Origin of the sequence: Winogradskyella psychrotolerans, from assembly GCF_018860545.1 — a bacterium.
Lineage (GTDB): Bacteria > Bacteroidota > Bacteroidia > Flavobacteriales > Flavobacteriaceae > Winogradskyella > Winogradskyella psychrotolerans_A.
The window spans coordinates 1-26788 of sequence record NZ_JAHKPN010000019.1 but is presented as its reverse complement, the minus strand read 5'-3'; the positions used below and the strand labels follow the sequence as shown (position 1 = coordinate 26788).

Annotated in this window: 25 protein-coding genes and 3 tRNA genes; 18 read left to right on the top strand and 10 right to left on the bottom strand. The window is 32.7% G+C overall.

The window, feature by feature from the left end; genetic code table 11:
* Positions 1-20: 20 nt before the first annotated feature.
* Positions 21-620, top strand: coding sequence for an outer membrane beta-barrel protein (locus KO515_RS08950; protein WP_215936028.1), 600 nt, complete (start codon positions 21-23; stop codon positions 618-620).
* Positions 621-703: 83 nt separating this feature from the next.
* Here the strand turns inward: KO515_RS08950 and KO515_RS08945 are convergent, their stop codons facing one another.
* A complete protein-coding gene (locus tag KO515_RS08945; protein ID WP_215936027.1) occupies positions 704-1756 on the bottom strand; it encodes an FKBP-type peptidyl-prolyl cis-trans isomerase in 1053 nt (350 codons plus the stop codon).
* 134 nt (positions 1757-1890) lie between these two features.
* On the opposite strand from KO515_RS08945, the gene KO515_RS08940 reads away from it, so the two are divergent.
* The 3 genes from KO515_RS08940 to KO515_RS08930 are packed head-to-tail and all read left to right on the top strand — an operon-like array spanning position 1891 to position 3419.
* Positions 1891-2265, top strand: coding sequence for an RNA-binding S4 domain-containing protein (locus KO515_RS08940; protein WP_215936026.1), 375 nt, complete (start codon positions 1891-1893; stop codon positions 2263-2265).
* A gap of 60 nt (positions 2266-2325) precedes the next feature.
* On the top strand, positions 2326-2910 hold the full coding sequence (locus KO515_RS08935) for a methyltransferase domain-containing protein (protein ID WP_354668276.1): 585 nt from the start codon (positions 2326-2328) through the stop codon (positions 2908-2910).
* Between the two features lie 5 nt (positions 2911-2915).
* Positions 2916-3419, top strand: coding sequence for a phosphoribosyltransferase family protein (locus tag KO515_RS08930; protein WP_215936024.1), 504 nt, complete (start codon positions 2916-2918; stop codon positions 3417-3419).
* Here the strand turns inward: KO515_RS08930 and KO515_RS08925 are convergent.
* Positions 3411-3932: a shikimate kinase gene (locus tag KO515_RS08925; RefSeq protein ID WP_215936023.1), complete on the bottom strand. Its 522-nt coding sequence runs from the start codon at positions 3930-3932 to the stop codon at positions 3411-3413. The two genes, KO515_RS08930 and KO515_RS08925, sit on opposite strands and share 9 nt — an antisense overlap.
* Before the next feature lie 129 nt (positions 3933-4061).
* Here KO515_RS08925 and KO515_RS08920 point away from each other — a divergent pair.
* The 7 genes from KO515_RS08920 (at position 4062) to KO515_RS08890 (ending at position 8462) form a co-directional block, all read left to right on the top strand.
* Positions 4062-4134 (top strand) — tRNA-Lys (locus KO515_RS08920).
* Positions 4135-4407: 273 nt separating this feature from the next.
* A tRNA-Lys gene (locus KO515_RS08915) sits at positions 4408-4483 on the top strand.
* 51 nt (positions 4484-4534) lie between these two features.
* A tRNA-Leu gene (locus tag KO515_RS08910) sits at positions 4535-4618 on the top strand.
* Between the two features lie 155 nt (positions 4619-4773).
* Positions 4774-5685, top strand: a complete 912-nt coding sequence (locus KO515_RS08905) for a MerR family transcriptional regulator (protein WP_215936022.1) — start codon at positions 4774-4776, stop codon at positions 5683-5685.
* Positions 5678-7138, top strand: coding sequence for a phytoene desaturase family protein (locus KO515_RS08900; protein ID WP_215936021.1), 1461 nt, complete (start codon positions 5678-5680; stop codon positions 7136-7138). The genes KO515_RS08905 and KO515_RS08900 overlap by 8 nt, the downstream gene beginning before the upstream one ends.
* A 19-nt stretch (positions 7139-7157) precedes the next feature.
* The gene (locus tag KO515_RS08895) at positions 7158-7997 is read left to right on the top strand and encodes a phytoene/squalene synthase family protein (protein ID WP_215936020.1); all 840 of its coding nucleotides are present in this window, start codon (positions 7158-7160) and stop codon (positions 7995-7997) included.
* An 18-nt stretch (positions 7998-8015) separates the two neighbouring features.
* Entirely contained in the window at positions 8016-8462 is a 447-nt protein-coding gene (locus KO515_RS08890) for a sterol desaturase family protein (RefSeq protein WP_215936019.1), read from the top strand.
* 1 nt (position 8463) lies between these two features.
* Here the strand turns inward: KO515_RS08890 and KO515_RS08885 are convergent, their stop codons facing one another.
* The 7 genes from KO515_RS08885 to KO515_RS08855 all read right to left on the bottom strand — a co-directional run bounded on the left by KO515_RS08885 (position 8464) and on the right by KO515_RS08855 (position 19868).
* Complete coding sequence (locus tag KO515_RS08885) at positions 8464-9030, bottom strand: TlpA family protein disulfide reductase (RefSeq protein ID WP_215936018.1); 567 nt, start codon at positions 9028-9030, stop codon at positions 8464-8466.
* Positions 9031-9145: 115 nt separating this feature from the next.
* Positions 9146-11419: an aconitate hydratase gene (locus tag KO515_RS08880; RefSeq protein ID WP_215936017.1), complete on the bottom strand. Its 2274-nt coding sequence runs from the start codon at positions 11417-11419 to the stop codon at positions 9146-9148.
* A 218-nt stretch (positions 11420-11637) separates the two neighbouring features.
* A complete protein-coding gene (locus KO515_RS08875; RefSeq protein ID WP_215936016.1) occupies positions 11638-14412 on the bottom strand; it encodes a bifunctional aconitate hydratase 2/2-methylisocitrate dehydratase in 2775 nt (924 codons plus the stop codon).
* A gap of 286 nt (positions 14413-14698) precedes the next feature.
* Positions 14699-15652: an AAA family ATPase gene (locus KO515_RS08870; protein WP_215936015.1), complete on the bottom strand. Its 954-nt coding sequence runs from the start codon at positions 15650-15652 to the stop codon at positions 14699-14701.
* Between the two features lie 6 nt (positions 15653-15658).
* Positions 15659-17113 carry a peptidylprolyl isomerase gene (locus tag KO515_RS08865; protein WP_215936014.1) on the bottom strand — a complete coding sequence of 485 codons (1455 nt, stop codon included), beginning with the start codon at positions 17111-17113 and terminating at the stop codon, positions 15659-15661.
* Positions 17061-17912 carry a peptidyl-prolyl cis-trans isomerase gene (locus KO515_RS08860; RefSeq protein ID WP_252723826.1) on the bottom strand — a complete coding sequence of 284 codons (852 nt, stop codon included), beginning with the start codon at positions 17910-17912 and terminating at the stop codon, positions 17061-17063. The genes KO515_RS08865 and KO515_RS08860 overlap by 53 nt, the downstream gene beginning before the upstream one ends.
* A 12-nt stretch (positions 17913-17924) precedes the next feature.
* Entirely contained in the window at positions 17925-19868 is a 1944-nt protein-coding gene (locus KO515_RS08855; protein ID WP_215936013.1) for a peptidylprolyl isomerase, read from the bottom strand.
* Between the two features lie 255 nt (positions 19869-20123).
* On the opposite strand from KO515_RS08855, the gene KO515_RS08850 reads away from it, so the two are divergent.
* Positions 20124-20573, top strand: a complete 450-nt coding sequence (locus KO515_RS08850; protein ID WP_215936012.1) for an SRPBCC family protein — start codon at positions 20124-20126, stop codon at positions 20571-20573.
* 52 nt (positions 20574-20625) lie between these two features.
* The gene (locus KO515_RS08845) at positions 20626-20862 is read left to right on the top strand and encodes a hypothetical protein (protein ID WP_215936011.1); all 237 of its coding nucleotides are present in this window, start codon (positions 20626-20628) and stop codon (positions 20860-20862) included.
* An 81-nt stretch (positions 20863-20943) separates the two neighbouring features.
* Here the strand turns inward: KO515_RS08845 and KO515_RS08840 are convergent, their stop codons facing one another.
* Positions 20944-22107, bottom strand: coding sequence for a lycopene cyclase family protein (locus KO515_RS08840; RefSeq protein WP_252723825.1), 1164 nt, complete (start codon positions 22105-22107; stop codon positions 20944-20946).
* A 226-nt stretch (positions 22108-22333) separates the two neighbouring features.
* Here KO515_RS08840 and KO515_RS08835 point away from each other — a divergent pair, with 226 nt between their 5' ends.
* From KO515_RS08835 to KO515_RS08815, 5 genes are all read left to right on the top strand, one after another.
* A complete protein-coding gene (locus tag KO515_RS08835) occupies positions 22334-23155 on the top strand; it encodes a GIY-YIG nuclease family protein (RefSeq protein WP_215936010.1) in 822 nt (273 codons plus the stop codon).
* Positions 23156-23381: 226 nt separating this feature from the next.
* Positions 23382-23759 (top strand): DUF4844 domain-containing protein, encoded by a 378-nt coding sequence (locus KO515_RS08830; protein WP_252723824.1) that lies wholly within the window; start codon positions 23382-23384, stop codon positions 23757-23759.
* Positions 23760-23908: 149 nt separating this feature from the next.
* Positions 23909-25051: a toxin-antitoxin system YwqK family antitoxin gene (locus KO515_RS08825; protein ID WP_215936008.1), complete on the top strand. Its 1143-nt coding sequence runs from the start codon at positions 23909-23911 to the stop codon at positions 25049-25051.
* 215 nt (positions 25052-25266) lie between these two features.
* A complete protein-coding gene (locus KO515_RS08820; protein ID WP_215936007.1) occupies positions 25267-26034 on the top strand; it encodes a hypothetical protein in 768 nt (255 codons plus the stop codon).
* Positions 26035-26188: 154 nt separating this feature from the next.
* Positions 26189-26650 carry a hypothetical protein gene (locus KO515_RS08815; RefSeq protein WP_215936006.1) on the top strand — a complete coding sequence of 154 codons (462 nt, stop codon included), beginning with the start codon at positions 26189-26191 and terminating at the stop codon, positions 26648-26650.
* Positions 26651-26788: the final 138 nt, after the last annotated feature.

Genomic DNA, 26788 nt, shown 5'->3' with positions numbered 1-26788 from the left:
AATCTTAAAAAACGAACATTATGAAAAATTTAAAGAAAACAGTTATTGCAACTCTGGTATTTGCTTTTGTTGGATTTTCAATGAATGCACAAAACGGAGGTTCATTTGGAATTAAAGGTGGATTAAATTATAGTGCCAATGGAGATTATTTTGAATCCGCTAGTACTAATGCAAAACATCCGGATCGTAATATTGGATATCATATTGGGCTTTTTGGAAAAATAGGAAATAAATTCTATCTAAAACCAGAATTAGTTTATACAGCGACCAAAAGTGACTACAGTAGTGACGAGTTTTCTGTAAAGAAAATTGATGCTCCTATATTAGTAGGTGTTCGAGTATTGGGACCTGTTAGTGTTTTTGCCGGACCGTCTTTACAGTATATTTTAGACACAGAGTTTGAGGGCATAAATATCGATAATGTTGAAGAAGATTTCTCTATTGGATTAAATTTTGGAATTGGGCTTAGCTTTAATACAATTGGAATTGATTTGAGATACGAAAGAGGTTTTAGCAATAATGAAGCTACTTTTATCGATAACAACTTAGGAGCTGGAGTTGTAAGCAGAATTGATACACGGCCAGATCAATTAATATTAAGTTTATCTATCGCACTTTAAAACTAGAGAAAATCAGTAAATAAAAAAAAAAGCCGCTCAATAATTTTGAGCGGCTTTTTTTATACTAAAATTTAATTCAACTATTATAACTCATTGTAGTTAGTTGTAAACGCTGGGTCTAAATAATCTGGTGTACCATCATCATCAGAATCTATAATAGTTACAGTTTTGATAGTGATAATACCATCTATTTGACTTCTAGTTCTTTCAAACTCGTAAGCCGCAAGTACAGGCTCTTCTTCGCCTAAATTGGTATCTACAGTATATGTTGTAGGTATTAATTCATCTATAGTTAAAACAAGATCTCCATCATCATCGGTATCAATAAAGTTCAGATAAAAATCTTCATCGGTATTATCATTTGTTACGTCTAAATCCCCATCTATATCTTCAAGATAAGACGGAATTCCATCATTATCATGATCTTCAACTTCAAACTGTAACAATTCGAATTTGAACATAAGATTATCATAAACTGAACCTGTAGTAGAACCAGAAAAATAACCTAATCCAGAAGGAATAAACATAACACCTAAACCAGGATTCGTAAAACTGAAATTACCATTGCCATCAATTTCATAATCAGAAGACGCATTGAACGTTGGCATCACAAGTTGCCATGCTTTGATTACACCGTAAGAGTTTCCATCAGTCTGCAAATTAAAATCTGCAGGAGTGACACTAGAATCAAAGACGTCATAAGTACCATCTAAAGCATCATTTATTGAACTTCCGCTGTACCTTACACGAACCATATCTGTAAATGCTGGAGATTCACCATCACCTTGATATATGTTTAAAACGTAATACTCATAGTCAGCTTCAAGATATGTCGTAGTACGTTCTTCAACAGCAGTCATTAACAATGTATGATTTTCAGGTACAGTTTCTCCTTCTGCTAATGGTGTTATAACGATATCTGTATATTTATGGTTCGACCCTGTTTCAAAAAAACCTGAGTTATAGTAATGTGATGTTAAATAGGCGATTAAAGAGTCTTTATCTTTAGCTTGTTGCTCTGTTCTATCTTCAATCACAAAAGCATCACCATCATCATCGTCATCGTTGTTACATGAGACAACAACACTACATAAAAGTAGTAATAAAAGACTAAATTTTAAAATTTTAATTTTCATAGAAACTTATTATGGACGCAATAAAACCATATAGTTTAAAACTGAAGGTCATTATTGCTTAATTTTAAAGCGCAAGATACAATAATATAATATTTTTGCACTACAACATTAACGTAGTTTTTAGTAAAAAAGATATGCGAATTGATAAATATTTATGGTGTGTACGCTATTATAAAACGAGAAGTATTGCGACAAAAGCGTGTAAAAAAGGACAGGTTAAAGTTAATGGTGCTGCGGTAAAACCATCGCGAGACGTGTTTCCTACAGATACGATTGAACTTAGAAAAGATCAAATTATATATAAGCTTACGGTAAACGATTTACCTCCAAATCGTGTTGGAGCCAAGTTGGTTGATTTGTACAGAGTAGATACTACTCCTAAATCAGCTTTTGAAGCGAAGGAACTCTTAAAATACAGTAAAGATTATTATCGAAAGAAAGGTTCAGGACGACCTACAAAGAAAGATAGACGTGATATTGATGACTTTTACGATGATGATGAAGAATAAATTTATAGTTACAAAAATCGAAATCTTGCCCTAAACCACTTAAGTCAGAATATGAATCTAATGAACAAGGATTATTGGGAAGAGCGATACCTCAATCATAAAACAGGTTGGAATATCGGCTATATTTCTCCTCCTTTAAAAGTCTATTTTGATCAACTTGAAAATAAGACTTTAAAAATTTTAATTCCAGGAGCTGGTAATAGTTATGAAGCCGAGTATTTATGGAATCACGGTTTTAAAAACGTATATGTTTTAGATTTTGCAAAGCAACCTTTAGACAATTTTAAAAAGCGCGTGCCAGAGTTTCCTCAACATCAACTTTTAAATACAGACTTTTTTGAATTGGATGATAGCTTTGACCTTATAATTGAGCAAACCTTTTTTTGCGCACTGAATCCTAGTTTAAGATTAAATTATGTTGAGCAAATGCGACAATTATTAAATCCAGAAGGTAAACTCGTTGGGTTATTATTCAATTTGGAGTTCACAAAAACTGGACCTCCTTTTGGTGGCAACATTTTAGAATACCAACTGCTTTTTAATCAGGCTTTCAAAATAAAAGTCTTAGAAACTTCAATTAATTCCATAAAAGAAAGACAAGGTAATGAACTGTTTTTTATCTTTGGAGTTGATAACACCAAATAAGACCTATGGCATTAACAAAAAATACAATTTTAAGTCATAAAGAAATTGAGCACAAGATTAAACGTATTGCCTATCAAATTTACGAAAGCAATGTGAATGAAACCGAGCTTATTATTGCTGGTATTGAAAGTAATGGTTATCTACTTGCAAAGAAAATCAAATCAAATTTAGATAAGATATCACCTATTGAATCTACCTTATGTAAGGTTACTATCAATAAATTAGAGCCTACAGCACCTATAAAAACCTCTATTACTAAAGACGATTACACTAATAAATCGTTAGTACTAATAGACGATGTCTTAAATTCTGGAAGTACGTTAATTTATGGCATAAAGCATTTTTTAGATGTACCATTAAAACAGTTTAAAACCGCCGTTTTAGTCAATAGAAATCATAAAAAATATCCTGTAAAAGCAGATTTTAAAGGTATTTCTCTATCGACTTCTTTATTTGAGCATGTTCATGTGAACCTATCTAAACAACCTTACGAAGCTTATTTAGATTAAGTGCGCCACGAGTTCTTCTAAAGTTTCTTGTTGTGTTTTATTATCGGTGTTAATCGTATACTGTGCTTTGCTGTAATACTGTGTACGTTCAAATAAATGCTTCCCTATAAACTCTAACAATTCAGCTTCTGAATTTAAATGACTTATTAATGGTCGTTTTTCACGTGCCTTAAATAAGCGCTTTGCTAAAAGTGGAATTGATAATTTAAGATAAAACGACCTCACATCTGTATTTCCAATTATTAAGTCCATGTTCTGTCCATAACATGGAGTTCCTCCTCCTAAAGCTAACACGAGATTTTCAGACGTATTTATGAGTTCCTTTAAATATTCCGTTTCCTTTTTTCTAAAATAGATTTCTCCTTTAGATTTAAATAGATTTGGAATTGAGGTCATTTCTTTATCGGAAATATAATCATCGAGATCTAAAAATCTACAATTCAGTATTGTAGCTAATTCCTTACCAATGGTCGATTTTCCCGAGCCCATATACCCTATTAAAACTATAATCATAGTACTTATAAATTGATTATTAAACCGATAGGTTTAGTCACAACAAAAAAACGAAAAAAAAATTAAAAAAAGTGTTGTTAAATTAAAGAAAGCTTATATATTTGCACCCTCGTTAGAGAAAAGCATTTTGACCAGTTAGCTCAGTTGGCAGAGCATCTCCCTTTTAAGGAGAGGGTCCTGGGTTCGAGCCCCAGACTGGTCACTAAAAAAGTTAAGCATTACGCTTAACTTTTTTTTTGTTTGAAACTTATTGTAAGCATTAAAAAGAAAGCTGTTTCCAAAGCAATTACTTTGTAAAACAAGCGGTAATAAGTCACTTAATTAGACTCAAAACCAACTTATTACTACGCTTTTTAAAACCGAGCTTTCTATAGCTTATAAACTTCTTAAAATAAAAATTAAAATTTTTTAAATTCTATTCTTTGTATTTACATAAAGGGGTTATATTTGCATCCTCGTTAGAAAAAAATACAACGACCAGTTAGCTCAGTTGGTAGAGCATCTCCCTTTTAAGGAGAGGGTCCTGGGTTCGAGCCCCAGACTGGTCACCAAAAGAAAGTTAAGTATTATGCTTAACTTTTTTATATTTACTTCATTATTTTGCGCACGTGGCGGAATTGGTAGACGCGCCAGCTTGAGGGGTTGGTGGACATTAGTCCGTGGAAGTTCGAGTCTTCTCGTGCGCACAATTACTTTAATCATTTCAAATTTCAACAAAAAGTTTTTACATCCTGAAAAGACTTTACACTCCTATTATCACTCTTTTTTTTCATAATTTTTGTTAATTACTAACATCGTATTAGTATAAGTCTTATTTTTGTTTAAACTTTTTTGTAAAAAAATGAACAATATAAAGAATAGGTTTAGCATAAAGGATCTAGAAAATCTGACAGGTATCAAAGCACATACGATAAGGATCTGGGAAAAACGCTATAATCTTCTGGAACCAAAACGTACGGAAACTAATATTAGATATTATGACTTAGCTAGTTTTCAAAAACTACTCAACGTAAGTTATCTTAATAATAACGGTTATAAAATTTCTAAAATTGCTACTATTGAACCACAAAAAATTCCTCAATTAGTTAGAGAAATAGCCACAGAAACTAATATGGAGAGTCATGCTATAAATGCATTGAAACTGTCCATGTTAAATTTTGACCAAACCTTGTTCTATAAGACTTTTGATTCCCTTCAAAATGAAAAAACTTTTGAAGACATATTTTACGATATACTTATTCCTTTATTAACAGAAATCGGATTACTATGGCAAACGGACACAATCACACCTGCTCATGAGCACTTTATATCCACATTAATCCGTCAGAAGATATTAATCAGTACAGAAAAGACACAATCTCAACAGGCTTTTAAATCTGACAAAACCTTTGTTCTTTATCTACCAGATAATGAGATACACGAACTAGGCTTAATGTTCCTTAATCACGAAATTATAAGGCATGGTTACAGGTCAATTTTTTTAGGCCAAAGCATCCCTATTACAAGTTTACTCGCACTTAAAGATTACTATACAGACATCATTTTTGTATCGTATTTTACAATAAAACCTGAAAAAGAAAATCTATCAAATTATCTGAACGAGTTCTATAATCTCATTTTAGAAACATCAGACAACAATTTATGGGTCTTAGGCCAAATGCTAAATGAAATTGACAACGACCAATTGCCAAAAAATGTCAGAGCATTTAGTTCTATAAAAGCACTAACTAAACAATTAGAAATTAATGCGTAAAACAATTTCCATAATAGGCTCAGGATTTTCAGCTTTATCAGCCGCATGCTATTTAGCCAAAGCTGGGCATACCGTTTCTATTTACGAAAAAAATGAAACTGTAGGTGGTAGAGCGCGACAATTCAAAAAAGATGGTTTTACATTTGATATGGGTCCTAGTTGGTACTGGATGCCAGATATATTTGAAAAATTCTTCAATGATTTTGGAAAAAGCACTAAGGACTACTATCAACTCGATAAATTAAGTCCTGCTTACAAAATATTCTTTGCCGATGATGTGATTACCGTTGGAGATCATATGGATAAAATTTGTAAAGAATTTGAACGTATTGAAGTTGGTAGTTCAAAACCACTACGTAAATTTATAGCTACAGCACAAGAAAATTACGACATCGCTATTAATAAGGTCGTCTTAAAACCAGGGCTTTCGCCTTTTGAGTTGGTAACTAAAGAAACCGTGACACGCTTAGATCGGTTTTATAAAACGTTAAGTAAAGAGGTTCGGAAAAATTTTAAGAACCCTAAACTGATTTCAACATTAGAGTTTCCGGTGTTGTTTTTAGGAGCTAAACCCAATCAAACTCCTTCGTTTTATAGTTTTATGAATTTTGCTGATTTTGGTTTAGGCACATGGCATCCCAAAGGTGGCATGTACGAAATTGTAAAAGCTATGAAGAGCTTGGCAGATAGTTTAGGGGTTACCTTTTGCACGAATAGTAATGTTGTAAAAATCAATGTAGATAATAAAAAAGCACAAAGCATAACCGTAAATGGAAAAACAATAGTATCTGATATTATTCTGAGTGGTGCTGATTATCATCATTCTGAAACATTATTAGATACCAACTACAGACAGTATACTGAAGCGTATTGGGAAAGCAGAACATTTGCACCTTCCTCTCTACTCTTTTATGTTGGCTTTAATAAAAAATTGAACCATATAGAACATCACAATTTGTTCTTTGATACAGATTTTGAAAATCATGCTGAAGAAATTTACGATAATCCAAAATGGCCTGAAAATCCATTATTTTATGCTAACTTCCCTTCAGTTACAGATGATAGCATGGCACCTCAAAATTGTGAAACCGGATTTTTCCTAATTCCAATTGCTCCAGGACTAGAAGACACACCTGAGTTACGCCTGCAATATTTTGACCTTATTATGAATCGTTTTGAAAAACTAACGGACCAAAAGGTTCAAGATCACATCTTATTTAAAAAATCGTATTGTGTTAATGATTTTATTGAAGATTATAATTCTTATAAAGGCAATGCGTACGGTATGGCAAATACTTTAATGCAAACTGCATTTTTAAGGCCAAAATTAAAGAGTAAAAAAGTAGATGGACTCTATTTTACAGGGCAACTTACTGTTCCTGGACCAGGAGTACCACCGGCTTTGATTTCAGGAAAGCTCGTTGCTCAACTGATTCAAAAAAATGAAGCTTAACAACTAAAAACAATCACTTATGAAATCAATTTTTGACAACGTTTCGCATATCTGTAGCAAGGAAGTAACCAACGCTTATAGTACTTCTTTCTCTATGGCGACCAAAATGCTATCTCTAAGTATAAGGCAAGATATTTACAATATTTATGGCTTTGTACGCTTTGCGGATGAAATCGTAGATTCGTTTCATGATTATGATAAAGAGAAGCTCTTTGATATGTTTGAGAGTGATCTCGAAGCGGCCTTAGAGCATAAAATCAGTCTGAACCCTATTTTAAATGCGTTCCAAGAAACCTATCATAAATATGGTATTGAAAAAAATCATGTCAACGCGTTTATGCATAGTATGCGTTTGGACCTTCATAAAAAAGACTATCTAACAGACGAAGAATACAAAACTTATATTTATGGTTCAGCAGACGTGGTGGGATTAATGTGTCTTAAGGTATTTGTAAAAGGTGATACAGCTAAATACGACGATCTTAAAAATTCTGCAATGAGTTTAGGGTCTGCGTTTCAGAAAGTAAACTTTTTACGAGATTTAAAGGCTGATTTTGAAGACTTAAGCAGAACTTATTTTCCTAATACCGACTTAAATCAACTTGATGAATCTTCGAAGAAGGCTATTATCAGTGAAATTGAAAGTGATTTTGCAAAAGGATTAGAAGGCATTAAACGTTTACCGTTAGAAGCTAAGTTTGGAGTTTTTATGGCGTATCGTTACTACAGTAAACTATTGGAAAAACTAAAAAAAACTCCAGCACTTCAAATAAAATCGACTAGGATTAGAGTTCCTAATTATAGAAAAATAGAATTATTAACCCGTAGTTACGTTAAATATCAATTAAATTTACTATAATCTTTTAAAGAGTCTATAATGCAAACGTTTTTTTGGATCCTCATTTTCTTAGGTACATTCTTTATCATGGAATTTAATGCGTGGTTTACGCATAAATACATCATGCATGGCTTCTTATGGAGTTTACATAAAGATCATCACCATAAAGATCACGACAGCTGGTTTGAACGTAATGATGCCTTTTTTATTTTCTACGCCATTGTAAGCATAACCTGCTTTTATCTTTGGAGTTATGAATCTATTTGGTACACGCTACCTATTGGCTTAGGCATACTAGTATACGGAATGGCTTACTTTATTGTTCACGATATTTTTATTCACCAGCGCTTTAAATGGCTTCGTAATATTGACAATAAATATGCAAGAGGTTTACGACGTGCTCACAAAATTCATCATAAACATTTAGGCAAACACAAAGGAGAGAATTTCGGAATGCTCATTGTACCGCTTAAATACTTTAAATAAACTATTCAGAAAGTAATTGGTCTAGTTGCCCTCTTACTTTATCACTATTCCAATTGACGGATCCAGATTCATCTACCACAATGTCACCGTTCTTATTAATTATAAACGTTCTTGGAATAGTATGGACAGATAATTCCGAAGGTGGTGGCGTAAGTGCATTGAACACTTCAAAAGTAAATTGATTTTTAGATTTAAATTGTTCTACTTTTTCAAAATCATCATGGGTTACAAATAGAAACACCGCTTTATCCCCATAATCAGTATATAAATCTTGAAGGCTTGGCATTTCTGCAATACATGGTGGGCACCATGTAGCCCAAAAATTAATTAATACCACCTTACCTTTAGTCTCATTAAAATTTAAACTGGTATCAGCATCCGATTTTAATTGCCAATTGGTATAGCTCACGGACGTTCTATCCGCTTCATCAATTACTGAGGATTGATTAATCAAACTTACCCCTTTATGAATCCATACTTGAAAAAATAATCGTGTTTGCGGAACGATAAACAAAATTATGACCACAATAAATATGATATTACTCGTACTAATTTTTTTACGTTTCATATTAATTCTCTCTTTTTATAATGGTCGTAATCTATCACTATACTTTCAAAATAATATGAAAAAACTCCTAACAACATAGTGCTAGGAGTTCTAATTAATCATTCTACATTCAATCTTATGATGCGTTATTCTCCTTTTTAATTAAATTCAAAGCAGAACCTTCATTATACCAATCGATTTGAGCATCATTATAAGTATGATTCAAAGCAATAAGATCTTTACTTCCATCTGCATGAACAACTTCTAAATGTAATTGCTTATCTGGTGCAAATTCATTTAAATCCGTAAAGTTGAAGGTATCATCTTCTTGAATTAAATCGTAATCAGATTCATTATCAAATGTTAAACCTAACATCCCTTGTTTTTTAAGGTTCGTTTCATGAATTCGTGCAAAAGACTTCACTATAACGGCTGCCACACCTAAATGTCTTGGCTCCATAGCCGCATGTTCTCTTGAAGATCCTTCTCCATAATTATGATCACCGACAACTATGGATTTTATACCAGCTGCTTTATAAACTCTTGCTGTATCTGGCACACCTCCAAACTCTCCCGTTAATTGGTTTTTTACAAAGTTTGTTTTCTTTCCGAATGCATTAACAGCTCCAATTAAACAGTTGTTTGAGATATTATCTAAATGCCCTCTAAAACGCAACCATGGTCCAGCCATAGAAATATGATCTGTAGTACACTTTCCAAAAGCTTTAATTAATAATTTAGCGCCTGTAATGTCGTTACCTAATGGTTCAAAAGGTGTCAATAATTGTAAACGTTCAGAAGTTGGACTCACTGAAACCTCTACTCCGCTACCATCTGCTACTGGTGCTAAATAGCCATTTTCTTTAACTTCAAAACCTTTTGGAGGTAATTCCCATCCTGTTGGTTCATCAAACATTACTTCTTCTCCTTCTTCGTTTATTAATTTATCCGTCATTGGATTAAAATCTAAACGACCAGCAACCGCGATGGCAGCCGTTAATTCTGGTGATGCTACAAACGCATGTGTATTTGGATTTCCATCGGCACGCTTAGCAAAGTTTCTATTGAACGAGTGTACAATACTATTTTTAGGTGCATTTTTAGGATCACTATAGCGTGCCCATTGCCCAATACAAGGTCCACAAGCATTCGTGAATATTTTAGCATCTAATTTTTCAAATATGCCGAGAATGCCATCACGATCTGCCGTATAACGCACTTGCTCAGACCCTGGATTAATTCCTAATTCCGATTTCATTTTTAAGCCTTTATCTAAAGCTTGTTGCGCAATGGATGATGCTCTGGATAAATCTTCATAAGATGAATTTGTACACGATCCAATAAGTCCCCATTCCACTTGAAGTGGCCATTCATTAGCCGTTGCTTTTTCGGTCATATCACGACCAACTTCTGTCGATAAATCTGGAGTAAACGGTCCGTTTAATAAAGGGCCTAATTCTGATAGGTTAATTTCAATTACTTGATCAAAATACTGCTCTGGATTAGCATAAACTTCATCATCTGCCGTTAAATATGGTCTAATTGCATTGGCTGCATCTGCTACGTCTGCTCTATCGGTAGCACGTAAATAACGTTCCATAGAATCATCGTAACCAAACGTCGATGTTGTAGCACCGATTTCGGCACCCATATTACAAATGGTTCCTTTACCTGTACAAGACATTGATGTTGCTCCTGGTCCAAAATATTCAACAATAGCTCCAGTCCCCCCTTTTACCGTAAGAATTTCAGCTACTTTTAAAATCACATCTTTTGGCGCTGTCCAACCCGAAAGTTTTCCTGTTAGTCTCACACCAATCAATTTTGGAAATTTAAGTTCCCATGCCATTCCTGCCATCACATCAACAGCATCTGCTCCTCCAACTCCAATAGCAACCATTCCTAATCCACCAGCATTTACCGTATGCGAATCTGTTCCAATCATCATTCCACCAGGAAAGGCGTAATTTTCTAAAACCACTTGGTGAATAATACCTGCACCAGGCTTCCAAAATCCAATACCGTATTTATTAGATACAGATTCTAAAAAATCAAAAACTTCACTACTTGTTTGATTCGCATGCTTTAAATCGGTTGCAGCTCCATCCTTTGCCTGAATTAAGTGATCACAATGCACTGTTGTAGGCACAGCAACCTTAGGCTTACCTGCTTGCATAAATTGCAATAATGCCATTTGTGCTGTAGCATCTTGACACGCCACACGGTCTGGAGCAAAATCTACATAATCTTTACCTCGTGTAAATGCTTTTGTAGTTTTACCATCCCATAAATGTGAGTATAATATTTTTTCTGAAAGTGTTAATGGCTTTCCAACAATCGCTCTGGCAGCATCAACCTGCTCTGTCATGTTAGCATAAACCTTTTTAATCATATCAATATCAAATGCCATAGTATATCCTTTTTTAATTAATTCCACTAATATACAAAATGCAACATGACTTTAAAAGCGTTCAACACATATAAATAGTGTTAGTGGAATAAGTATTTTCTATACCATAATGACAACAGATCGAAAATATCGCATTCTAGGAATACAGATTATTTTTAATAATAAAAAAAGCCTGAATCTAAGATTCAGGCTTTAATTTATATAAACTATACTATCAATTATCTCACTAACTGTTTTGCAGAAGGCTTAAACTTCGTTAAAACAATACCATCAACAGCAGCTTCATATTCCGCTAAAGTTGGTGTTCTACCTAATATTGTAGATAAAACGACAACTGGAGTAGATGATAATAAGGATTCTCCTTTTTTCTCACCAGTATCTTTTACAACTCTACCTTGGAATAAACGTGTAGATGTTGCCATAACTGTATCACCTGGTTCTGCTTTTTCTTGGTTACCCATACAAAGGTTACATCCAGGACGTTCTAAGTACAACATGTTTTCATATTTAGTACGTGCTAATCCTTTTGGTGCATTATCGTCAAACTCAAAACCTGAGTATTTCTGTAATACTTCCCAGTCTCCTTCTGCCTTTAACTCATCTACAATATTATATGTTGGAGGTGCAACAACTAGAGGTGCTTTGAACTCCACTTTCCCTTGTTGAGCCTCAACATTTTTCAACATTTGAGCTAATATTTTCATATCTCCTTTATGCACCATACACGAGCCTACGAAACCTAAATCTACTTTCTTAATTCCACCGTAGTATGATAATGGTCTAATGTTATCATGCGTATAACGTTTAGAAACATCTTCATTATTTACATCTGGATCTGCTATCATTGGTTCAGCTATTTCATCTAAATCGATAACAACTTCCGCATGATATTTAGCATTGGCATCTGGTCTTAAAGATGGCTTAATACCTGTTTTCAGTTCTGTAATTCTAGTTTCCGCTTTTTCAACAAGACCTTTAAGAACTTGTTTTGCATTATCCATGCCTTTATCAATCATGATTTGGATACGGCCTTTAGCAATCTCTAAAGATTCAATCAATGTTTCATCTTCAGAAATACAGATAGAAGCCTTCGCTTTCATTTCTGCAGTCCAATCTGTAAATGTAAAAGCTTCATCGGCAGTTAATGTTCCGATATGAACTTCAATCACACGACCTTGGAATACATTTTCACCTCCAAATTGCTTCAACATTTGTTGTTGTGTAGCATGTACCACATCACGGAAATCCATATAAGATTTCATCTGTCCTTTAAAGGTTACTTTTACAGACTCAGGAATTGGCATAGACGCTTCACCTGTAGCTAAAGCTAGTGCCACTGTACCAGAATCCGCTCCAAACGCCACACCTTTAGACATACGTGTATGAGAATCTCCTCCAATAATAATGTCCCAATCACCAACTGTAATATCGTTTAATACTTTGTGAATTACATCGGTCATTGGAAAATATTTCCCTTTTGGATCACGCCCCGTTATTAAACCAAAATCGTTCATAAAACGCATTAATCTTGGAATGTTGGCTTTAGACTTATCATCCCAAACTGAAGCGGTATGACAACCCGATTGGTAGGCTCCATCCACGATAGGAGAAATTACCGTTGCAGCCATATTCTCTAATTCTTGAGAGGTCATTAACCCCGTTGTATCTTGAGATCCTACAATGTTTACTTCTGCACGCACATAAGAACCTGCATGTAGTGTAGCACCTGACGTCCCTACTGCATTTTTATTAAATATTTTTTCTACTGCTGTTAAGCCTTGGCCTTCAATAGACACTTCTTTAGAAGGTGCATATACCTGAGGCACATCGATACCTAATACATTACAAGCAAATGTTTGTAATTTTTTACCAAAAACAACAGCGTAAGACCCACCTGCTTTCATAAACTCCATTTTCTGTGGTGTAAATGCCGCAGAAATATCTTTAAGTTCTTGGTCGCCGTTATATAATTTTTTCTCTTTTGTATTTATCGTTAATACCATTCCTGTAGCTACAGAATAGACTTCTTTTAAAATTGGCTCACCATCTTCATCAACAATAGTATTACCATTCTCATCCTTTTGCTGTACCCAGTTTTTAAGATCTAAACCAATACCTCCTGTAACACCAACTGTTGTTAAGAAAATTGGTGCTATTCCATTTGTCCCAGCAATTACTGGCGCAATGTTTATAAATGGTACGTATGGGCTAGAAGAAATACCTGTCCATAACGCTACGTTATTTACACCAGACATTCTAGAAGACCCTACTCCCATGGTGCCTTTTTCTGCAATAAGCATCACACGTTTATCTGGATGTGCTTCTTTTAATGCTAATAATTCATTTTGCATGTCTTTATTATGCTCAAACATACATTGCCCGTGTAACTCACGGTCTGATCTTGAATGCGCATCACCACCAGGAGATAATAAATCCGTAGATATATCACCTACACCTGCGATGTATGTTACGACCTCAATCTCTTCATCAATTTCTGGTAACTTGGTAAAGAATTCTGCTTGGGCATAGCTCTCAATAATATCCTTAGCGATTGTATGGCCCGATTTAAAAGCATTTTCTAAACGCTCTGTATCTGCTTCATATAAAAACACTTGGGTTTTTAAGACTTTAGCAGCGTCTTCTGCTATCGCAATGTCTTCACCTAACGCTAAGTCTAATAAAACTTTGACTGAAGGTCCACCTTTCATGTGAGATAATTGTTCTAAAGCAAATGCTGGCGTAATTTCTTCAACGATGGCTTCTCCTAAAATAATTTCTTTTAAAAATTTAGCCTTTACACCTGCAGCACTCGTTGTACCTGGTAACACATTATAAATAAAAAAGTTAAGAGAATCTTCTCTATACTCATTATCTACATCTTTAATTTGCTCAATGATTTTACTTAATAATTCAGCACCATCTATTGGCTGCGGATGAAGTCCTTGATCTTTGCGTTCTTCTATCTGCTTTAGGTAATTTTGATAAATACTCATGTAAGAAATCTTTAGTTACTATTTTTTAATCTAAACGATGAAAAAATACGGTCTTATTTATAAATTTAAAAGTCATGCAAATTAATATAAAGATTTATAAATACAATAGCCTAAAACATTATTATCATACTATTTTAAGATAGTGATATAAAATTTTAATATGATTGAACTTTTGTATCGATATTACGATAAGAATAGGCTCTTAAATCTTGAATTTTTGATACTTAAAACCACCTTAAAGTATCACCTCAAGGCAAAAATGTGTCATAAAATTGAAAAAATACGATTAGAATAAACTTTGAATAATCTTTTCGTCTGTCACACCCTCTGCTTCCGCTTTGTAGTTTTTAATAATTCGGTGTCTTAGAATTCCTGTTGCAACCGCTTGAATGTTTTCTATATCTGGAGAAAACTTACCATTTATAGCGGCATGTGTTTTAGCCGCTAAGATTAAATTTTGAGACGCTCTCGGTCCTGCTCCCCAATCCACAAATTCTTTTACAATATCTGCGGCAGAATTTTCTTTAGGTCTGGTTTTACCTACTAATGTCACGGCATATTCAATAACATTATCTGCCACAGGAATACGACGAATAACATTCTGAAAATCTATGATTTCTTGTGCTGTAAACAACAAGTTGACCGTCATTTTAACATCTGTTGTGGTTGCTTTTACAACATCTACTTCTTCTTGAAAAGAGGGATATTCTAAATTAATAGCAAACATGAATCGGTCTAACTGCGCTTCTGGCAATGGATAAGTTCCTTCTTGCTCAATTGGATTTTGAGTCGCCAATACAAAATAAGGTAAATCCAACTTATATTGATGACCAGCTACGGTCACCGAACGTTCTTGCATGGCTTCGAGTAAAGCTGCTTGTGTTTTTGGCGGAGTTCTATTAATCTCATCTGCCAAAATAATATTAGAAAAGATAGGGCCTTTTATAAATTTAAACTGTCTGTTTTCATCCAAAATTTCACTTCCAAGAATATCACTTGGCATTAAATCTGGAGTAAATTGAATACGTTTAAAGTTTAATCCTAAAGCTTGAGCAATGGTATTAACCATTAAAGTTTTTGCCAAGCCAGGAACTCCAATTAAAAGTGAGTGACCACCAGAAAAGATTGAAATAAGAATTTGATCTACTACTTCATCTTGACCAATAATAACCTTAGCCACTTCTTGTTTTAGTGCCGCATATTTTTTTACAAAATTTTCAATTATGGCAACATCAGACATATACTATTATTTTTTTAACCAGTTACTTTGAAAATCACAATCTTTATATACTCCATTCACCTTAATGTAAGTATCAGCAATGGTCTTTTTTTGCCATTTAGCAATAGCATCAACCTGCTTGTCTTGTAATGCTAATTCTTTAATCTTTAGATAATCTTTTGCAAAATCTGCTTCGTGATCATCTATACGATCTGTAACGGTTAAAATCTTAAACTTTATTCTATTAACGCGATCTTCATCTTGTAAGACTTCACTAACTTCTCCGTCTTTTAAGTTTTGAATTTGAGCATATAATTCAGGCTCCATTCTTGTTAATTCAAAATTAAAATCTTGTGTTACTGGGTTCGTCATTTGACCACCTTCATATTTCGTTTCTTTTTCATCACTAAACTCTCTTGCTGCTTCAGCGAAAGTTAAAGTACCATCGACAATTTTAGTTCTAACTTCATCAATTTGATCTTTCGCTTCTTGAATGGCTTCTTGAGTTAATTCAGGACGAATTAAAATATGTCTTACATCATATTCTTGACCTCTAATTTTTTCTAAATAAATGATATGGTATCCGAAGTCAGTTTCAAATGGTTCTGAAATCTCACCTTCTTGCATTGAAAAGGCAACATCTCTAAACTCTTTTACCATTCTTGGTTGATTTCTATTTAACGTATATTTTCCACCTGTTGATTTAGATGCTGTATCTTCTGTATAGAATAACACTTTGGTTGTAAAGCTAGATCCATTTTCTTCAATGTCTTTTTTAAATCCTTTTAGCTTATCTATAACCGCTTGTTTTGATTCTTCCGTTACTTCTGGAATAATTACAATTTGAGCTAACTTAAGTTCTGTTCCAAATATTGGACGTTCATCTTTTGGAATGTCATTAAAGAACGTACGCACCTCTTCTGGTGTCACTTCAATATCACCAGTCACTTTAGTTCGCATTTCTTGTGCGAGATAGCCATTTTTATTAATCTCGTCCATTTCATCACGTAAGGCTTGCTCAGAATCTTTTTTATAGAAATCTAATAAGCCTTGCATATCCCCTTTCGTTTGCGCTAAAATTCCTTGTATTTGCTGTTCTGTTCGCGACTTAATATATAATTCGTTTACAATAACACTATCTTGAATAGCTTGGTGCGCGTACAATTTACTTTCTAGTAAACTTCCAAAAAGTTCACAACGAGTAATACCTTTTAAATCGGCCCCTTGCGCTTCTAGTTGCGCTATTTCTCGATCTAAATCCGACTCAAGAATTATAAAGTCACCGACTACAGCGGCAACACCATCGGCTTTAATTCTCGATGTATTTACAACGGTATCTTTAGTTTTTACAACGGCTGGTAACTCGTCCTCAATAATTTCTTGAGCATTACTAAAGTTAAATGACATAAAGCCAACCAAAAGGGCTGCTTTAATTGTAAGTTTGGAATTTATTTTGTTTAATAGCATCGTTTGTAATATCATTTTCGAGTTGCTTAATGAGCTCTAATTTTCTCTTGTTTATAACAATTTTTTTAATAGACGATTTCACATAATCCAAAGGCGCATAGTCATTTTGAAGTCGGACGTCGTTTACCAACATCAAATATAGGTTTAATGAATCTTTGAGTTGTAAGAAATTAGTTTTTTTTAACAGTTCATTTTTGTTCGTGTTATTAATGATAGGAATTTTTTCTTCTACACGACTCAACTTTAACCAAAGTGAATCATTTAAAGAATACGACCTAAACTGAACAGAAATGGAATCTAAATACATTTTATCTTTAGACTCAAACCGTTGGAAACGGTTCTTTATAGTATCTAAGTTAACGGGATTTAATGGTAAACTGATATATCTAAATTGAATTAAATCATCATTTAATTTAAAAGACTCTTTATTATTCTCGTAAAACAACTCCGCGCTTTCACGTTTTACAACAGAGTCAATATTTTTTTTCACTAAGCCTTCTAAGTAAGCTTTAGTATATAAATCATTTTTATACTGCTCTACTAATTTAGAAAATTCATTTTGCTTCTCTTCAGAAAGATTCACTAAAGCACCATCCATTAGGAGTAAGCGTCTTGCCCAACGATTAATATAGGCATTTACCATTAACGTACTATCTTCTTTAGACGTGCCCTTTGGAACAACATCTTTAATGTCATCCTCATAAAGAAAACTCTCATTAACTCTGGCTACTGGTTTTTGATCCTCTGAAGTTTTAAAATAATCACAACTTGTAGCAAGTAAACAAATACTAAATATGTATAAAAAGTGTTTCAAAAAATACGTGAATTAGTTTTCGATTTTAGCTTTAATAGCCTTAAGCGTTTCTTGGTTAACTTCTACATCGAAACGCTCATACAAATCATTAACCCAATTGGCTTCGATTTCTGCTTGGTAATCATTGATCACGTTCCCTTTAGCTTCTTCTAAGGTTTTTTGACCTGCTGGTAAAACGGCTAGGACATCAATTACATGATATGACTCATGATGTTTATAAATATCTGAAACCCCTTGTTTAACCTCTAAATCTGAAGGTAATATAGGATTATCTATGGCATAAGTGCCTTTAGTAAAGATGACGTTTTGCTTGTCCTGCGTATTTAATTCGTCTTTAATCTCATCTTCAGACTTTCCTTTTTTCATCATTTTAAGGATTTTCTTCATTTTAGACTTATCGGCAGAAGAGGCGATAACCGCTTCAATTCTTTCTGTCCACTGATACTTCTCCTTATTTTTATCGTAATACGTTTCAATACCTACTGAATCTTTAGAGGCTTTATTCCAAACTTCTTTTTCCATTAAGTCAAACAATAATAACCCATCTCTATACTCCTTTAAAATGTTAGCATATTCAAGGTTTTCTACTTCTAAATTATCCTCTCTATATTGTAGAATAGATTTTTCAAAAAAGCTATCAAATTCTTTATCAATAATAACGGTAAAAGGAATGGTATTACGAGCATAAATCCGTTGAGCATTCATTAGATGTTTTCCAAAATCCTCATAAGTAAATGCTGTGTCCTTTATTGTAAAAAGGGTTTCATCTGCTTTAAAATCTGCAGGTAAATTCCACTGACGATTATAAAATTCCTTAGATAGTATTGATGTAAAATAGGGTTTAGCCTTATCATTATAAGTCACCTCATACTGACTTTTAAGCTTGTTAACTAATGCTTCTTGAATTAACTGAGATCGGGAGTCTCTTTTTACTTTAGATTCAAAAGCACTCTTCACATTCTCTAAAGGCTCAATGGGCTGAAGGTTTAAACGCTTTACAATGTGCCAACCATAAGCGGTCTTAAACGGTTCGCTTATATCTCCGTCCTTTTCTAAATTAAAAGCGACATCTTCAAATTCCGGAGAACTTAACTGACCACTTTTAAAAGGTGCAATTTTACCACCTTCTCGTGCTGAACTTTTATCTTCAGAAAATTGTTTAGCCAAAGCATCAAAACTCTCACCTTGCATTACTTTTTTATAGATATCATTGATTCGGCCTTCTGGATTAGCCAGTGAATCCTTAGAATTTAAGTTCACCATAATATGTGCCACAGTTACTGTCCCTCTAGACGGGCGTCTATCATTAACTTTCACCACATGGTACCCAAACTGAGTTCTAAACGGCATGGATATTTCACCTTCTGTTGTATTGTAAGCGGCAGTTTCAAAAGCGTATACCATTTTAAAGGCAGAAAAATACCCTAGGTCTTCAAGAAAGATTGTACTGCCATTATGCATTTCTGCTTTTACCTTATCATAACCTTCTTCCAATACGCGTTTTCTTAAAGCCAGCACTTCATTATATGCGTTTAATGTATCCTTTGCAGACGCATCTAAACGCACTAAAATATGAGACGCATTAATATCTATATTACTACGTTCATAAGCTTCAACGACCAAAGCATCAGTGACTTTATTCTCTGATATGTAGTTGCTAATTAACTGTTTCTTATATCTCGAAAATTCACGTTGGTACGTTTTGTCTTCATCGAGCTTTAACCGTTTAGCCTCCTTTAATTTAAGTTGATATTCTGTAAATAATTTTAGATAACCGTCTACATCTTTTTGACTTTCATCTTGAACCAAATCTAAATTTTTGTTGTAGACTCTTAAAAATTCCGAAGCCATAATTGGTTCTCCATTTACTTTTAGAAGTACGGCATCCTTATCTTGTGAAAAAGAAAAATTTAGTGCAAAAAACACTAAACACAAACATTTAATAATAAGTTTCATAATTTAACCTTGATTTGTATTGATATAAATAACGTGCTTTTAAAACTCAGCAAAAGTAATATAAATAGCGTATTTAGCAAGCGGATTAAAAGGCATTATTTTAATTATCACTGCTAGTTACGTAGTAAAAATCATACCTTAATAATAAGTTGTAATATTTTACGATGATTTTAACAATTAAAAGTGTCTCACAACGATTAGATTAAAATTTCAGGCTCTCATTTTATATTTTTATCAAAATTTCAAAAAAATCGCATGCAGTATACCACTGAGATCTTAATTAAAAAATCCATTTCAGAAGTTATCAAAAAATATAATTCTACCGATAATTTAAAACATTGGCAAGAAGGTTTGATCAGCACTGAACATATCTCGGGAAATCCTAGTGAGCTTGGTGCCAAAATGAAATTAATCTTTAGTTTTGGAAAACGTAAAATGGAAGTCATTGAAACGGTGATTAAGCAAGAATTCCCAAATGAGTTACACGTTACTTATACGACCAATGGTGTTCGTAATATTCAGGAAAACTATTTTAAAGTTATAGAGAACGATGCTACGCAATGGATTTCTAAAACAGAATGTCAACCTACAAGTTTTAAGATGAGCTTAATGCTGTTTTTAATGCCTAGTGTCTTTAAAAAACAAACAGAAACTCATATGAGTAATTTTAAAAATTTTGTTGAACAAGGCACTACTATTAACTAGTAATAATGCTCGCCACAACTCAGCTTTAAATAAAGATAACACGATTTAAATCATGCGAAAGTTAAAATTGATATGGGATTTTAAAGGTCCTGCCGGACAAAAAACAGCGGAACATCACCTTATACATTTAAAGGAATACATTGAAATGAACAGCTTAGACATCACAATTACTGGTGTAGAAAGCTTAAGCAACATGCATAGCTTAGCCTATTTAGTTGTAGATGAAGCCGACATGAAACCCATTAGAGACCGTTTAAAACCTCACCGTGGACAAGTGTATTCTGAATAAATTATTGGCATAAAGATAAGAACAGACGCATAAAAAATGCTTCACGTCTTATGACGTTGTAACACCTTTTTACAATTTGAATTAGAATAGCCGTTTAAAAAATGCTTGAATAAATCGTTTTGGTGGTACCGATAAGATGATTTTTAAATCTTCTAGAATTGTTGAATCCTCATCTAAAAATCTAAATATAGTTTTAATTGATGCCTTTTTAAACATAGACGAAAACAAGGCCGCACCTTCATTATTATGATTCGCTAAAACGTCTAAAAATATTAGATCGTAAAATCTATATTTTGTGCGTTTATCAAAGGTAGATAAGTCATCGTCTTCCTTTAAAAAAGCAACGACTTCTTTTGTTTTTTTAGAAGTGTTCATAAAGGTATAACCTGTACTTGCTTTTGTCCAGCCACCAGCTGTGCCAATATGTAATATGTGTTTAGAATTTAAGTCGCTAAACTTAAACGACGTCATAGGAATATTACCTTGTTCCTTTTCAATAATTTCGTAGTCTAATATGTTTTTACTATCTAAGTAACTTTTAATAGCATCCTCATAGTCCGCATATTTCAACAAATCCTTTGAAAACAGTGTATATTCAAACAAAGCTGTTTTTTTATCTATAGGTAACACATACATAAAACGCGTATGTCCGTTTTGGGGCACGGAAAAATCCATAAAAGTAGCTACAGCATCATCAAATACATTGGTTTTTGTTTTTACAAACCAACCTACAAAATGCTGATGTATTAAAGGATACTTGTGTTGTGAATTATAAGCCTCAGGATTTGGTAAACTATTAAAAAGTTTTGATCCCAAATAAGTATCCGTTTCTGTGACAACCTCTACACCTGTTTTTAATTCTGTAAAACTATCGACTACAGCTTCAATAAAACTAAAATTAGATTTAGAATTTATACCTTTCCAAAGCGACATATAAAACGCCTCGCTTCTAATCATTTTGTATTGAAATGGTGCAATAGAAATGGTTTTAGACAGCGATTGACTCCCAAAGAAAACATTAGGCCAGATTTTAGTTAATAGCGCATCCCATTCACCTACTCCTTCTTCCCAATAGCACCATGTTCTGTCATTACCTTTATCTTTTGATTGGTCTATAATTAAAACAGATTTATCATCAAAAAAAGGGTCTTGCGACATACGATATGCCAGCAATAATCCTGAAGCTCCTGCACCTAATATGATATAATCGTATGTAATCACAGTGGTCTTTAATTTTAAAAGCAAAAGTAAATCATTTTGTTTGGTTTAAATGATTTGCTTGTGTAGGTTGTGTCAAAATTTCCTTTGACAACGTTATTAAAAACCTCTATAAGCTCACTATTTTTATAGTTATAAAAAAACTATCTTTACAATATAACAGACATCATACACTTATATTAACCTGCTGTATTTTCGGGATATCAGCAACAAAAGTTATGATATAACGAGTTGGCAAACATATGACCAAAAAATGAACAGAAGAACAAAATTTAATACTTCTGAATATAATCAGCTTCGGAAATTAATTAAGGAAAAAGTTTTGGCTGATAAAATTGAGCAAAAGAAAATTAGAAATAAGATTCGTTCAATTGGATTTCATTTTTCAATGTTTTCATCAAAAAAAGGATACAATCTAAATGATTTTGAACAACTAATTAATTCTGGACAAATCTCAATTGTGGATAATGGATTTGAAAATCAAAAAAAGGAATCAAGAAATACTAAAATAAGACCGAAATTAAACTCAACAAAATTTGAGAAAAACCTATCAAGCGACCCATTTAAAAACGGAATTTTCACTCAAATTGAAAAGCTAGATAAAAATAAACTAGATGAAACTGGAATTTATTGTTTTCGATTAAAAGCAAACTCAAAATTGCCAGAAAAATACCAACGAATACTTGATAATAAACAAAACCGAATAATCTATATTGGAAAAGCAGAAGGACAATCTTTAGCAAGTCGTTTATCACAAGAATTTTACCATACAAGTCCTGGAACATTTTTCAGAAGTATTGGAGCTGTTCTTAATTTTCAACCAATAGCAGGACATTTAATAGGAAAATCAAACCAAAAGAACTATAAATTTTCAAAACCTAATACTGAATTAATAATTTCTTGGTTAGTGAATAATGTAGAAATTTGTGTATTTAATTGTTCAAATGACTTTACAATTGAAAAAGAGTTAATTAAAAAATATAAACCGATTTTAAACCACACTCATAATCCCGAAAAATGTCAGGAATTAGTAAATGACAGAAGAAAATGTAGAATGATTGCTACGAATGAATAAAAAATACGATTTGCCAACACCGTATATAATTTATTGCTGGCTTGTCGCCTACTTACGAAAGTCCTCGCGGACTTTCTTGGTCGGTAATTATTTACTAAATTCGTTGCTTAAACCACGCAACAAACCATATACAAATACGTTGGCAACAATTTGAGAAATGACGAAATACATTCAAATTTTTATAATTTTTTTGACATTATCTGCTTGCGGACAAAATGCGACTGAAATGAAAACACCTGAAAATGCGAATGAAAAGTTTGTGGAATTTATTGCAAAGAAAAAGTTCGTAGAAGAAAATTTTTACCCTGGAATTGCGGACGAAAAAATGCGACCAATTTTTACGGAAAAAATAAATCAAATCGCGGCGGATTTTAAAACTGTTGCGGAATCGGAAAAACCAACTGACAAAAACTATCAAGAAAAAATAGGAATTGGACTTTCAAGATTTGCAGATATTTATCTAGAATTAGATACCGAAGACCGAGAAAGGGTTTGCACATATATTGAAGAATTAATGGACATTGTCGAATTGGAAAGTTCGAATGGAAAATTAAATAAATTTATGTACGGATTTGACCCGAACGAATTGATAAAAGAAAAATAAAAACTGTTGCCAACACCGTATATAATTTATTGCTAGTTCTAGCCTACTTACGAAAATCCTCGCGGATTTTCTATTCGGTTTTTATTTGCTAACTTAGTTGCTCAATCACGCAACAAACCATATACAAGACCGTTGGCACCAATTTGAGAATGAAACTTCTAACTACAATTATATTTCTGTTTTTGATCTTTTTGCAATCCAATGCTCAAAGTATTTCAACCATTGATTATCTTGGAAAAGAATTTTTGCTTTATCCAGAAAGTCAGGACGAAAAGTATATGAACGACTTAACATATTGGAAAGAAAATGTAATTCGTGAAAAATATAAACTTGATTGGAAACAAAATATTGATGGACAATGGATTCAATTCTATAAAAACAACGATTCGATTCCAGCTAAAATTTTTGAATTAAAAAAAACCAAATTAAATGGAGAATACAGGCAATTCTTTGAAAATGGTAAAATAGAAACAATTGAAAATTACAAAAACGAAAAAATAATTGGATTAAAAACTAGTTTCTATAAAAGTGGAAAAATAAGAGATAGTGTAATTTATAGATTGGACACAGCTCAAAATGGACATATTTTCTCAAATAAAACCCTTCTAAAAACATTTTACGAAAATGGAAACTGTAAAAAAATACAATCCTACGATTCGTTTGGAGTAAAAAACGGAAAATGGATGGATTTTTATGAAAATGGACAAGTAAAAATAGAACAACATTACACAAATAAAAATATTGATTTAAGAAACTCTGCTAACAAAAATTCATACGGAAACAGAATAAAAAAATTCAACTATTTCTATCCAAACGGTCAAATTCAATTTTCGTTAAACTACTCAAATGATAAAATTGATAATGGGCTATTTATGGAATATTACTCAAGTGGACAAAAGAAAATAAGCGGTAATCTTAAAAATGGATTGCGAGACTCTGAATGGACTGAATATTATGAAAATGGAGAAATAAAATCCAAAGGAAATTATTCCTCTGGCAGTTATACTGTTTGTGGAGTTGTTCCTTTTACAGACTTTTATGAATATAAAGTTGGAGAATGGAGTTATTATTTTCCTAACGGACAAACTAAAGCAAATGGTATTTATAAATTGTCAGCTAAAAATGTTGGAACTAATTGCAAAGGTGGAGCAAATCTTAATTGTGGAACATTAACAAAAGAATGGACTTTTTATGAGAACGATGGAAAACCAATGACTCTAAAAAATGCCATTAAAACTGATTTATTATCAAATCTAGAAATTTTAAGAAAACGAGTATATGACACGGAATAAAAACTGGTGCCAACAATGTATATAAAACATAGCTATTACAGGCTTTCCAAAAGGTTTTTGTGTATTTGCAAAGACCGCCAAATTTTTAAATTTGGCTTTTAGTAAAATAAAAAGAAAAATTTAAACATTCGGCTCGTGTATAATACGAAACGAGAGTGTCTTTTAACACGCTACGTTTCATATACGGAGACGTTGGGCACAATTAAAACGAACGAATGAACAAACTTCTAATTTTCCTTTTTTCAATATTATTTATTGGTTGCTGTAATGAAAAAAAAGTGTTGAATAATGGACTTACAAAAAAAGCGACTAAAAGTACAGTCTACTTTATAAGAATTAAGAAAGATTCTTTAAACAAGGAAGTTAAAGACACTTTGGCAATAAGAGAAAACAAATACAATCTTAATGACCAAATATCAAAATTAATTCAAAGAACATTAATCGACAATGAAAAAATGGAGATTGACTATATTTATAATAATTTTGGTAAAATAAAAACGGAAATCGTGAAAATGTCGAATGACAATTCGAATAATACCGTTGATTATTTCTATAAAGACACTTTACTTATTAAAACTCTTTCGGAAACAAAAAATGATATTTTTCGTTTTAAACAAATTGGAGAATATGAATATAACTCTGAAAACACTCTAAAACAAAGTACTCTATTACAACAATATATAGATTCTGAATCTAATGACACAATTACGAATACATTTGAAATTAGTAAATATGACAATAAGGAATTAGTAACTAAATCTGAATTGCATAATTACAAAGAACCAAAAAGAAATCGAACTTCTAAATATGAATACGATTGCGGAATATTAATGAAAATAAGAGAATTTAATAGCAAAGATTCTTTAATTTCAAATACGGAATTTAAATATGAATTTGATAAGTTTGAGAATTGGATTAAAAAGGAATTGTTTATAAATAAGGAACTGAATTTTATACAAACGAGAGAAATAGAATATAAATAACTGTGCCCAACACCATATATAATTTATTGCTTGGTTCTCGCCTACTTACGAAAATCCTCGAGGATTTTCTTGGTCTATAATTATTTACTAAATTAGGTGCTTAAACACGCAACAAACCATATATAAACACGTTAGCACCAATACGAAAAACAGAATGGGAATATTTGACTTTATTTTTGGAAAGACTATTAAAATAGAAGACGAATTCTTTGGGAAAATGATATTCTCTGAATTCAAGAAAAATCCTGAAAAGAATTATTTTGAATGTAGAAGACATTTCAAACCGACTGACGAAATTGTAGAAATCGGAATCGAGGGAAATGTAACTGGACCGACTGAAATACAGAAAGACTTTTTCCGAAAAATCGAATCTGATTATGATAAAATCACAATGTCAATTAAACCAATGATTGAAAATGAATTTCGGAATTGGAAAGAGGATTTTAAAATTGCTGACTTTAATAAGGAATTTAAAGCTGTTTACCTATACTTACCTCGTTGTGAAAACGAACCAAAAGTTTGGGAAATAGCATTTGAAAGTGAACACGATTTAAACCATACATTTACTTTGACTATGAACGATTTAAATGCAACTGAAATATTAATAGACGGATAAAGTACAGGTGCTAACACCGTATAAAATTAATTGCTGGTAAAAGCCTACTTACGAAAATCCTCGCGGATTTTCTATTTGGTTTGTATTTGCTAAATTAGGTGCTTAAAACACGCAACAATCCATACACGTATTCCAAGA

Coding starts and splice junctions, on each gene's coding strand:
- KO515_RS08875 (WP_215936016.1), bottom strand. CDS start 14,412: ATGAGTATTTATCAAAATTACCTAAAGCAGATAGAAGAACGCAAAGAT.
- KO515_RS08945 (WP_215936027.1), bottom strand. CDS start 1,756: ATGAAAATTAAAATTTTAAAATTTAGTCTTTTATTACTACTTTTATGT.
- KO515_RS08930 (WP_215936024.1), top strand. CDS start 2,916: ATGGCATTAACAAAAAATACAATTTTAAGTCATAAAGAAATTGAGCAC.
- KO515_RS08855 (WP_215936013.1), bottom strand. CDS start 19,868: ATGAAACTTATTATTAAATGTTTGTGTTTAGTGTTTTTTGCACTAAAT.
- KO515_RS08815 (WP_215936006.1), top strand. CDS start 26,189: ATGGGAATATTTGACTTTATTTTTGGAAAGACTATTAAAATAGAAGAC.
- KO515_RS08880 (WP_215936017.1), bottom strand. CDS start 11,419: ATGGCATTTGATATTGATATGATTAAAAAGGTTTATGCTAACATGACA.
- KO515_RS08935 (WP_354668276.1), top strand. CDS start 2,326: ATGAACAAGGATTATTGGGAAGAGCGATACCTCAATCATAAAACAGGT.
- KO515_RS08900 (WP_215936021.1), top strand. CDS start 5,678: ATGCGTAAAACAATTTCCATAATAGGCTCAGGATTTTCAGCTTTATCA.
- KO515_RS08890 (WP_215936019.1), top strand. CDS start 8,016: ATGCAAACGTTTTTTTGGATCCTCATTTTCTTAGGTACATTCTTTATC.
- KO515_RS08865 (WP_215936014.1), bottom strand. CDS start 17,113: ATGATATTACAAACGATGCTATTAAACAAAATAAATTCCAAACTTACA.
- KO515_RS08845 (WP_215936011.1), top strand. CDS start 20,626: ATGCGAAAGTTAAAATTGATATGGGATTTTAAAGGTCCTGCCGGACAA.
- KO515_RS08905 (WP_215936022.1), top strand. CDS start 4,774: ATGAACAATATAAAGAATAGGTTTAGCATAAAGGATCTAGAAAATCTG.
- KO515_RS08835 (WP_215936010.1), top strand. CDS start 22,334: ATGAACAGAAGAACAAAATTTAATACTTCTGAATATAATCAGCTTCGG.
- KO515_RS08895 (WP_215936020.1), top strand. CDS start 7,158: ATGAAATCAATTTTTGACAACGTTTCGCATATCTGTAGCAAGGAAGTA.
- KO515_RS08940 (WP_215936026.1), top strand. CDS start 1,891: ATGCGAATTGATAAATATTTATGGTGTGTACGCTATTATAAAACGAGA.
- KO515_RS08950 (WP_215936028.1), top strand. CDS start 21: ATGAAAAATTTAAAGAAAACAGTTATTGCAACTCTGGTATTTGCTTTT.
- KO515_RS08850 (WP_215936012.1), top strand. CDS start 20,124: ATGCAGTATACCACTGAGATCTTAATTAAAAAATCCATTTCAGAAGTT.
- KO515_RS08820 (WP_215936007.1), top strand. CDS start 25,267: ATGAACAAACTTCTAATTTTCCTTTTTTCAATATTATTTATTGGTTGC.
- KO515_RS08925 (WP_215936023.1), bottom strand. CDS start 3,932: ATGATTATAGTTTTAATAGGGTATATGGGCTCGGGAAAATCGACCATT.
- KO515_RS08885 (WP_215936018.1), bottom strand. CDS start 9,030: ATGAAACGTAAAAAAATTAGTACGAGTAATATCATATTTATTGTGGTC.
- KO515_RS08830 (WP_252723824.1), top strand. CDS start 23,382: ATGAAAACACCTGAAAATGCGAATGAAAAGTTTGTGGAATTTATTGCA.
- KO515_RS08825 (WP_215936008.1), top strand. CDS start 23,909: ATGAAACTTCTAACTACAATTATATTTCTGTTTTTGATCTTTTTGCAA.
- KO515_RS08870 (WP_215936015.1), bottom strand. CDS start 15,652: ATGTCTGATGTTGCCATAATTGAAAATTTTGTAAAAAAATATGCGGCA.